The organism is Flavivirga rizhaonensis, from assembly GCF_004791695.1.
Classification (GTDB): domain Bacteria; phylum Bacteroidota; class Bacteroidia; order Flavobacteriales; family Flavobacteriaceae; genus Flavivirga; species Flavivirga rizhaonensis.
Genome location: NZ_SRSO01000001.1, coordinates 120,422 through 131,609, shown reverse-complemented (window position 1 = coordinate 131,609; position 11,188 = coordinate 120,422). Strand labels below are relative to the sequence as shown.

Sequence of the window (11,188 nt, the reverse complement as noted above, 5' to 3'; positions counted from 1 at the left end):
AATTTCTCAAAACTAGACTATTCCGAGGCTAGCCTGATTATAGTTCAATCACTTTAAACATAAATTATTAATAAAAGTACAGAGACCATCTTAAACTTCTCTTATGAAATAGTACTAAATACTAACAAAATAATATCAAAAAAACCCTTAAACCCATTATCCCTGTCTGCTGTCAAGTCCGAGACAAGTCATAGGGGTATTTCGTCAGTTTCATACCCAATTAAGTTGAGCACAGGTTTTGACTTTAGGCTCAAAAATCGAAATTTTGTATTTTTCCTCTTCGAAGGAAAGGTGAATGGGAAACCCCGACCCAAGGGTCGGAGAATTTTTAGATTAATGAGAGTTTTTATATTCTTTTGGACTACACCCATATGCTTCCTTAAAACACCTAGAAAAGTAACTTGCTTCTTTAAATCCTGCTAGATAAGCTATTTCCGCTATTTTAAAACTTTCGTTTTCTAAAAGCTGTGCAGCATATTTGATACGAATCGATTTAATAAAATTATTAGGCGTCAACCCTGTTAAGGCCTTTATTTTTCTAAATAATTGTGCTCTACTCACATTTATTTCTTCTGCCAATACTTCAAGTGTAAGGTTTTGGTCTTGTATCCTATCTTCTACGGTCTGCTTCAATTTATAGAGTAGTTTTTCGTCAATTGACGTTACTGTAATTTTAGAGGGTTCTAATATTTGAGCATTTTGAAACATTAAGCGAAGTTTTACCCTTCCTTGAATTAAATTGTTAATTTTTGAAATTAATATATCCTTATTAAATGGTTTAGTAATATAGGCATCAGCCCCTGAATCAATTCCTTCGACAATTTGATTATCAAAGGATTTAGCTGTTAACAGGATAATTGGAATATGACTTGTTTCAAAATTTTCTTTGATTTTTTTACAGAGTTCTAATCCGTTAATTTCTGGCATTACTATATCGCTTATTATTAAATCTGGATTCTCTTCCTGTATTAACCCTAATCCATCCTGTCCATTATTCGCTGTGTAAACATTGTAATAATTGCCTAATATTAATTTCAAATATGCACGTAACTCATCATTATCTTCAACGACCACAATAGTATGATCTTTTGATTTATTGACGACAATCAAATCTTGTTCAGTTATCTGAGGAATCTGCTGTTTTTTCGTCTCTATATTTGGTGTTTCTAAATCACCCTCTTTTGCAGATTTATAAAGGTCATTATTTTTTGGTAGCACAATAATAAACGAAGTGCCTCTGTTTTTTTTACTTTTTATCAGTATAGACCCATAATGCATTTCAGTAAATTGTTTTACCATGTATAATCCAATTCCTGTTCCTGAATCTACACCATCATCTTGATAAAAACGAGTAAATATATCTTCTAAATTGACCTTATTAATCCCTATACCATTGTCAACAACTTTAATATAAACATGGTTTATAAGGTTCTTATAGTTTTTTTCTCCGCATATCAATTTGTAGCGTCTGTAATTTGATAATATGCTCTGTTCATTTAATTCGCCCATTGAAATTTTCACTTTACCACCATTGGCCGTAGCTTTAAAAGCATTAGATAAAAGATTATATACAATTTTCTCAATTCTATCTTGATCATAGAACATAAATATACCCTTTTCAGGGAATTGTATCTTAAAGTCAATGTTTTTAACCTTAGAATAGTAGGTAAATGAGGCACTAATATTTTTTAAGGTAGAAACAATATCACTTTCTGTAAAATTCAAAGACAATTTTCCATACTCAAACTTTCTAAAGTCCATTATTTGATCAATAAGCCTGCGTAACCTATCTACATTATTCTTAACAATGTCAAATAGTTCCTTATTACTTTTATAAATACGATTTTGCTTAATTAAACTGTTTATTGGATCTAATATCAAGGATAATGGTGTCCTAAATTCATGTGACAAATTCGTAAAAAACACCAACTTAGATTCATAAATCTCATGAAGTTTTTTACGCTCAATTTCTTTGATTTTTAATGCATTAATATTATCCCTATTCTTCAATAATATCCAAATAAAAGCACTTATAATTAATAATATACTTAAGTACCATAAGGTTTTCATCCACCAGGTTTCATACCAGGCAGGTAAAATTTCAATTCCAAAATTCAGTTCCTGAGCATTCCATACACCATCATTATTAGTCCCCATTAACTGAAAAGTATATTCTCCTTTAGGAAGGTTAACATAATTTACTGATCTTTTATGTCCTAGATCAATCCAATCACTATCTACTCCTAAAAGTTTACATCTATAAAAATTATTAGAGGAATAGGGTAAATGTAAAGAGGCAAACTCCAGACCAATAGTATTTTTTTTGGCGCCCAAAACTATTTTTTTTGCATACGATATATTTGATTCTAGTTCTTTTGGAGATCCATTAGGAGACAAAGGTTTCCCATTTACATAAAGTTTAGTGAGCACTAAATTAGGTTGAAATTCACTTTTCTTTAATTCAAGGGATGTATTATAAATGTTTACACCATTTGCTCCTCCAAAAAAAAGATTCCCATCTATACCTTTATAGACAGCATTCCCATTAAATTCTAAAGATTGTAGACCGTCTTTTAAGGTGTAATTATTTTCTTCACTATTATCAAAGTTATATGAAAACAAACCTTTATTAGAGCTAACCCATAATATATTATTTATATTATCATAAAGTAATCCATATACATAACTGGATTGAATCGTTCTGGAATTAAATGAGATAGGTGTATCGAAAAAAGGGGCTAATTTATTTTGTTTTAGGTCTATTTTGCCCAATCCTAAATTAGTTCCTACCAATATTCCATTATTATTAGTTTCAATAATTGAAAAAACCGAATAATTTTCGTAGAACTTTTTATATTTTGATACAACTGTAATCATATTAAAATTGACAGTTTTTAAATGATTCATCAACGATATACCTTTATTTATATAGTCTTCAGGATTTATATAGCCCAGTATCCCATTTAATGTCCCAAACCAAATGCGCTGCTCACTGTCCTGTATTAAAGTATATATCGTTTTATTATTTAGCTGTTTCCAAGCAGGGAGGTTATTTATCTTCAGTAATTGCTTATCGGGTGTATAAATATATAGTCCGCTATCCGTACTAATCCATTTGTTTTCATTACTATCTTCCAAAATAGCATATATATAATCATCGGGTAAAACTTCTGGCTTCAAAGTATTAAATTGTCTACCTAGGTTATTTAAATTATCTTTCAACTCTTTAATAACAAAAACACCCTTTTGAGTACCGATCCAAATCTGTTGTTTTTTATCTTGAGTTATCGATCTAATATGATCAAAAGAAACACTACCAGTACGTTTTATATTAATTTGATTTTTATTATTATTACTAATTACAAAAAGTCCTTTTCCCCTTGTACCAATCCATAAATTTTTATCGTGATCTTGTAAAATCGAGTGTACATTTAATATCTCCTCTTCTTTATCATTGCTATTTATACTATTAATAAGTTGAAAACCATTTTCTTGAGGGTTGAGTGTATTGATTCCGGCATCTGTACCTACAATTATCATCCCAGACCGATCTAGATAAAGTACTCTGATAAAATCATTTTTCAGAACACCTACGAGATTCATTTTACGGCTGTAGTTTTGCCAGGTGTAAGTCTTCCTATTATAAACAAACAAACCTTTTCCTTCAGTGCCAATCCATACATTATCATTGTTGTCCTCTAAAAAAACATTTGTTTTCTTTGTTTTAGGTAAATTCGGATATAACTGAGATAAGGGTTTTGCCAGATATTCATTGTTTTGTTTTAATTGATTACGGTTAAGACTAATATAATATTCTTCTTCATCAGTAGCTATTAACAATACTTTAGACCTTGTCAAGTATAAAGTATTGAAGTTTTTCAATTCTACATTGCTTTTTGATTTAAGAAATACTTTCTTGGCTAGCTGAACAGATGTTTCTAAAAAAAACACCCCTCTTGATGTACGGATTAGGTTTCCTCCTGGAATATTAAGAATTTGAAAGATCTTAATATTTTCATTCTGCCTGCGGAATCCTTCAAAATAAATCTCACGAATAGCATATTCTTTTCCTTTCTTGGGAGATATCTCTAAAAGTTTATTTCCAGTGCCTACAAGGATTTCCTTATTCTCATCAACATTAATACAGGTAATATTATTATTGTAATTAGAATTATAGTCTGAAGGAAATACATAGGTAAAAACTTGAGTCTTCTTATCTAGAAAATTCAGTCCGTTATTAGTACCAACCACTAAATAACTATCAAAATCCTTTATATCTGTTATCCAGGGATTGCTAAGTCCGGTTTCACTATCAAAAGTAGGTACAAAAATTTCATAATCATACCCATTGTATTTATATAAACCATCCGTTTTGCCAAACCACATGACTCCAATACTATCAACATAAACTGACGACACAACATTCTGCGTAATATTAGATTGGTTAGCGAGTGCCCCTATTTTATAATTGAAATTTTGTGTAAAACCTTGTTTGCAAACTACTATGAAAGTAAATAACACACAAAATGTTGTTATTTTGGTGCTACTTACATCATGAATTAAATAATTATATTTTTTTTTGAACTGAGAAAGAATCATTATATAATATTTAGGGAGCATTTTAACAATCAAACCCTCACGCATTAAATTAACGTAAAAATTTATAATTACAATTATTTAGTAACCTTGTAAATGAAACATTATTTAAATTTTCAATAAATTAAAATAATATTATTTAACGTGAGTTCGAAGTAACTATAAGCTTATTTTAAGCACTAATTTACAAATTGTCGTCGCTTGTCGCCTTGAGTAACTTCGTCTACGGTCAGTATAAACTAAAGTCGGAAGGTAATAAAAACCTACAAGTTTAAATGGGTTTCAACTTTAGCTTGTCTTGAGTGGAGCCGAAAAGCTCAACCTAACACAAAGAACGGAACCTATTGATTTTTAACAAAATAGTTTCATCATTAAAATCGAACTCCCTTTATTTACAACAAAACTAAGCTTATAAAAGCTAAAAACCAGATAATTACAATTGAAAATTAATTTAAAAATATGGATAATGCTTCGTTGTTAATTTCTATTTCTTAAATTTAATTTTTATTGAGCTTCCAGTAGATATGGTCTCATTAAAAAGTAGCACACCATCTCTTTTAATAACCTTTACTCCCATTTTCCTTCTTTTTCTGGTCACCTTAATACTAAAATCTTCACCAAAAGCTTTAATATTATTTAATTCCATAAAATTCCAACTTTCAGGTAGTCTAGGTGTAAATTTAAAGCTTTTTAATCCAGTAGGTACAATTCCAAACATACCTTCAATAAATACGCGGCAATACAAAGCACTTTCCGCTGATAAATGAGCCATCCCCCCTTCAGGGTATGCCTCAACTACATACGGAACTCTATTACCAATGAGCCTTTTCTCAGAAAACTGCACAAGTTTTTCTAATGATTGCTCAACTTCACCAGAAAAAAACGTTCCCCTTAAAGCATACAAAGTACCTCGATCCCAAAATATTTTACTGATTTCTTCATTATCACTATTCTTCTCCACATGTACACCATTATCAGTCCAAAGCCTATCAAATAAAGCCTCTATAGTTGCCTCTTTTCTTTTATTTATACCTACAACTAAAGGAAGACAAATCCAGTGTCGAAGATATTTGTGTTCTTTATAATATTTATATGTATCCAAACCTTCAACATTGGCTCCAAAATAACTTTCGACGGATTGATTTAAATTTTTAGCGTTATCTTTATATTTCTTCAAAACCGATTTAGGCTTACCTAAAGAACGTCCTAAATGCACTGCCAAATCTAATGCTCCATAATATAACGAGGACGTTGATAAATTAGCATTTCCAGTTTCAATTCGTCCTTCCATTTCGTCAGACTCAGACAATACTACGCCTTCTTCATTAAGCTGTCTATGGCAATATTCAAGGCACCATTGGATTAATGGCCACAATTCATTTGCAATCTCAATATCTCCCAAAGCCATGGCATAATGAGCTGCCCCATAGGCAATCATCGCTGCATCGCCTCTATCTTTTAAAAAGGGTTTTACCAGTCCCTCAATTTCAAAGGAATAACGTATTTTATTAAATTCAGGATTCGTTTCTTTAGCAAATGCCCTAAACGTATTCATAGCAGATTGATTGCCTATATCATATTCTAAGTAAGGGAAAAACGGGTTTATATATTCTGCCTGATCGTTTGCCCAAATGCCCACATAATATCGTCCTCCTCCTGGAGAGTGTATTAAACCAAGTTCAGACTCAAAAATACTTTCAGATGCTCGAATTTTAGAAAACTCAAATAAAGTATTTAATGCCTCATTAGGAGTTTCTAATTGCAAGGTTTTCTTCATTTCAGCTAAAAAATCATTCCGCTTTTCTAAAACCGCTTCAATTTTTTCTGAAGGAAATTCTTCATTCTCCATCTTTGCCATAATTTTTATGGCAAAACTCTTTTCTTCACCTGCTTTTAGAGTGAAATTATCTGGTGCTTCTGAAATTACCTTTCTACTGTACTTCCCTTTCGCTCCAAAGTCTTCAAAAGAAAGGCTACTATTACCTGATGTTATATTCAATGTAGAATTTGTTGTATTCTTGACAGTCCACATTTCTACAAAAAGTCTCTCATCCATTGATGGAAACAAGGCTCGAGTTAATGCTATACCATTTTTTGAGGTTTTATGTTCAAAATTTAGAATTCCATTGATAGCAATTTTACTTAACGATCCTGGTACAAATTCTTCATTATTGATATATAGTTTAGGTAATAACTCATCGGAATAGATTCCCTGCAGGTATGCACGGTAATCATGAAACCATGTGTCTTCTGAATTCTTAAACTCGTGCAATTGAGGAAAGAAAATTTCTCTTTCAAGAGTTAACTTGCCTAAAGTATCAACGGCATAAGAAACAATACCTGCAACTCTTTTTCCTGCCATTTCGATATTATCGGAATAAGGTAAATTGCCTTTTTGAGTAAAATCGAATTGAATTTCGTTTTTGTCGGTAATTTTCCAATAATTTTTCTGGCTATTTTGTCCAGCAAGTAAATATGGAAAAAGTAAAGCATTCATTATGAATGCAACAAATAGTATTAATGTTTTTCTCATAAAATTTTGACCTTTGCTTAGAATTAATGCTATAAAACTGGTATTGGTATAATAAGTTCTCAATCCGTTTTTACTATAAATTTTTCTTTAAAAAACATAAAAAAACCCTTAAACAGATTTATTTAAAGTGTATAACTACATCCTTTTTTCTGAATTCTGGAGTTACCTTTAATTTGATAAGTTCTCCATTTTTTAAAGTTGCCTCAACAGTGGTTTCATAAGGCGCATTTAATTTAAAATCAACATTCCATTCTTTAGGCCAAGCAGGGAATAAAAGAATCTGTTTTCCATTAGTTTGCATGAGCATTTCTTGCAGACCGATCATACCAGAACCACCCCAATTATGGTCAGGAACCCAATCGTGTCCTGGTCCCCAAAAGGTTGGAAATCTACGTGGGCTATCCTGCAATTTTTTTGTATTATAATCGGCAGCTTCGTTTGTCATGCCCATTCTGGCAAAAAATATTCCATCCTGATGCCAGCTTATAATAGTCCCTTTTCGATATGGTGGAGCTAATTTATAGGTGTTCTTGAACGTTTGTAATTCTTCATCACCTAACTTAAACTGATCAAAAGGAAAAAGCGGATAAAATTGTGGTAACTCCAAGTTATCTTCCTTCAACCATTTTTTTGCAGGCTTTATAATTCGCAAACCATCGACCTCATCAAATGCAAAATCAGGCACTCTTTGCAGGTATTCGGCACAATATTTTTTTTCATCAACGGAAACATATTTCTCATCTAAAACCAACATACTTTGCAAACAAGCTTTAAGTCCTGCAATTATATCCGTAGGATTATTTGCACCTCTATAAGATTCGCAAGAAGTTGATGGATAAATAACAAGCTTACCTTCTTCATCCAATGCTTTACCATTGCGCATTTTCTGACGCAATTGATAGTGTTCATCAAAAAACAACAAGGCTGCCTTTATAAATGGCATATACTGCGTTATATCTCTCCCAGAAAAGCGATGGTATTCTAAAATCATGTATGCATGTTCAACTTGTGATTCCCAATGGTATGCCACAGATTGGTTTGCCATAACACCTGCCTCAGCAAAGCTATTGTAACCACGAGCACCAGTAGCTAACGGATCACCAAAAGGGATCTCTTTTCCTCTACCGCGATGACCATTACCTTCCCATCCCCAGCCAGAACCTAGAGCAACGCCTGATGCACTCATATATTCACTAAAAACAGCTCCATCGTGTCCAAAATGTTTTTTTACTCGTGCCTCTGCTGCTGGTAATCCTTTTCTATATAATTCGAATTGTGGTAAAATTGCATCAAAATCTCCTGCTTTTAACATTGGCCAATATAGCAAACGTTGATTCTGGGCTGTATGCACAGCGCCTCCCCATTGTCTCCAATCAGGTTCGTATTTAAATTTTTCGGCTACTAATACTGGATCGAAAATCAAATTTCCACCATTAAATTTGGTCGGATATTCGCCATATACATTTCCACCAAGTTGGTATCGAAAAAGTTGATAATTACGGCTCATTTGCCAAATCGGATTCGATGGATCTGCATTTTCTGGGAAGATCATAATATGACTTCTGTCCCAAAATTGATGCCACCAAGTAATCGTTTTTTCAAATAATTTTTGACTATTCTCTAGCGAACTATTTGCCGATTTAAACAGTTGATTTTTCCATTTTTCAATAGTTTCGGTCTGATCGATATGAGTAACAATAGCTATTTGATGTTTTTTTCTAGGAGTCTTACTTTTAATCTTCCATGACTTAAAGGGAGTTATTTCATATTTTCCTTTACCATTTCCTGCGTTAACAAAGCCTTCCCCTAATAATAAACCACCAAAAGTCCTATTCTTTATATCATCATAAATTTTATCAGCACTTGCCCCTAAACCTTGTTGTTTGATAAGAATATCAGGCACTAGCTTTTCTTCAGGATTACGATGATAAAAAAGAATTCCTTTGTCGGTAAATTCAATTTCATCCTTAACTCGAAAAACTTCACCGCGGTAGCCTTCGAGATTGAATATGGTAAATCTTTCGCGCCTGCCAGGGCTATCTTTTATCTCTCTCTTTTCTGTCCTCCAGCTTTCATACGAGGCCACGACCTCAATTTCAGAATTTGCATCAACATCGACATGAACAATAGGCCGATTTACTTCTACCCAAAGTTTAAGTCTCGTATTTAGCTTTTTATCACCGTTTTCACCAATCGATACAATCTCTACAAATCCATCTTTTAGTTTAAGTTCCTGTTTAAAAGATGTATTTGATGTTAATGGATTTGGGTACAATTGTATGCGAATTCGCCCCATTTTAAGGTATTCTCCATTTTCACTCAAACTTCCACTTCGTTGCACATACATAAGTATGTCGCCATCTTCTACCCACACGTTACAACCAATATCACCTCCAACTAAAGGCATCGACTCACTTGCATTTTTACTTTGTTCGGTCCATACAATATTATATGGGTCAAGTTTAGGAGTTTGACCCTTGACTGAATTTTGTATGATAAAAACCGATAAGCACGTTAAAACAAAAATCTTGAATTTCATATTAAATATATTTTAAATCACAATTAATGATTCGTTACAATTCTTAACAAATTTAGCTCTTTGTGCCAAACTGATTTTAAATAGTACCTAGAGCATTAAGAATTAGATACCTTTTCCTCAGCCACAAAAGAGCAAAGCTGATTACTTTATTCTAGCTCCAAAAGCATCCACCTATCATTAACAACACCATCCAGTACATTTTGAATACACAAATTCCAACTGATAAAACCAACAAATTTTCCGTTCTCATCTACATACGAAGCAGCTGGAGCTAAAGGCTCACCAGTATCTGCATGATAATTTTCATGCATACTATCCCATTCTTTAATATCATTTAACAATAAATTACCCAAAGTTTCGGCTTGCCAAGTTATTTCATGATCAAACCCATAATTTTTTAAAGCTATTGAATATAGATAATTTGCAATTGGCCATACCGGTCCTTGCCAATTTGAAAAAGGTTTAATAATATTTTTATTGTTATAATCGGGATCTGATTTTGATAATGAGCGAAAACCAAATTTGGCTTTCATATGATCGGGGTTTAGCAAATAGCGATTTATCATTTCTTTACCATTTTCTTCAGAAATTATTTTTTCAATTAAAGGAATAAAAGATGAATAGCTTACTCGCTTATAAAAAGTTCCTGTCTCTCTATCCACATTATAAAAAATCTTATCTTCATCACACCATAAAACATCGTTAATTGCCTTTTTTAACTTTTCAGCTTTTTCTTGATAAAACTTTGCATCTTCAGTTTTACCAAGCTTTTCAGCTATTTTTGCCTGCGCCAAATATTCTTTCAATTGAAAAGCACTTGCATCGCAAGCTAGAAAAGAGCGGGTATCTTTTTGAAAATAATTTAAAGCTGGATTATTATCTGCGCCACTTTGCATAGCCAACTCCCAAAAGAAAAGTCCTGTTTTTTCATCCTGTTGGGTTTGTTCACGATAAGCTAAAACTTTTTTCAATGCTTCGTATTTATTATTAACCCAAGAAAAGTCATTCATACTAGTCGATGCAAAATAAACACCTTGAGATAAAAATGGTTTCATTGCAAACTTACCAAAAATTGGACGTGGACCTTTAGTAGTAGCACAACCCGAAACATAACCATCCTCATCAATACCTTCTATTAGGTTTAACGCCCAATATTTTAGATATTCAGGTTTCCCTTGACTGACAAAAAAATTGCCCATAAAAAACCCATCCCAATCCCACATTTGTTTGTAAAAACCAGCAGGAATTAAATAAGGATATTTTAAATATCCTTCAGCTGGTTGTATTACTTTAGGGCTTAACTTTGAAAATTCTGTATGAATGTCTTTATATAATATATTTAATGTTTTTTTATTTATTACAGTCTCGTTCATGATTGAATCTTTCTTATTTTTTTTTTGGTTTGACTGGTTTGAACAGCTATAAATAAATAATACTGCACATATAATTTGTATTAGTATTTTATTTTTTTTCATGATATTTTTTCACTTTTTGGTTAATTTATTTATGTTTTAATATTT

4 protein-coding genes are annotated in these 11,188 nt (G+C 32.1%); all 4 read right to left on the bottom strand.

Translation table 11 applies throughout. The annotated features are described in order from the left end of the window. Nucleotides 1-333: 333 nt before the first annotated feature. Nucleotides 334-4,599, bottom strand: coding sequence for a hybrid sensor histidine kinase/response regulator transcription factor (locus EM932_RS00390; protein ID WP_170179680.1), 4,266 nt, complete (start codon nt 4,597-4,599; stop codon nt 334-336). Nucleotides 4,600-5,080: 481 nt separating this feature from the next. Further along, entirely contained in the window at nt 5,081-7,129 is a 2,049-nt protein-coding gene (locus EM932_RS00385) for a six-hairpin glycosidase-like protein (RefSeq protein ID WP_135874340.1), read from the bottom strand. 118 nt (nt 7,130-7,247) lie between these two features. After that, nucleotides 7,248-9,668: a DUF5703 domain-containing protein gene (locus tag EM932_RS00380; protein WP_135874338.1), complete on the bottom strand. Its 2,421-nt coding sequence runs from the start codon at nt 9,666-9,668 to the stop codon at nt 7,248-7,250. A 146-nt stretch (nt 9,669-9,814) separates the two neighbouring features. Then, a complete protein-coding gene (locus tag EM932_RS00375) occupies nt 9,815-11,143 on the bottom strand; it encodes an MGH1-like glycoside hydrolase domain-containing protein (protein WP_135874336.1) in 1,329 nt (442 codons plus the stop codon). Nucleotides 11,144-11,188: the final 45 nt, after the last annotated feature.

Excerpts from the sequence above, each read along its gene's own strand:
- EM932_RS00390 (WP_170179680.1), bottom strand. The coding sequence starts at position 4,599 with ATGATTCTTTCTCAGTTCAAAAAAAAATATAATTATTTAATTCATGAT.
- EM932_RS00375 (WP_135874336.1), bottom strand. The coding sequence starts at position 11,143 with ATGAAAAAAAATAAAATACTAATACAAATTATATGTGCAGTATTATTT.
- EM932_RS00385 (WP_135874340.1), bottom strand. The coding sequence starts at position 7,129 with ATGAGAAAAACATTAATACTATTTGTTGCATTCATAATGAATGCTTTA.
- EM932_RS00380 (WP_135874338.1), bottom strand. The coding sequence starts at position 9,668 with ATGAAATTCAAGATTTTTGTTTTAACGTGCTTATCGGTTTTTATCATA.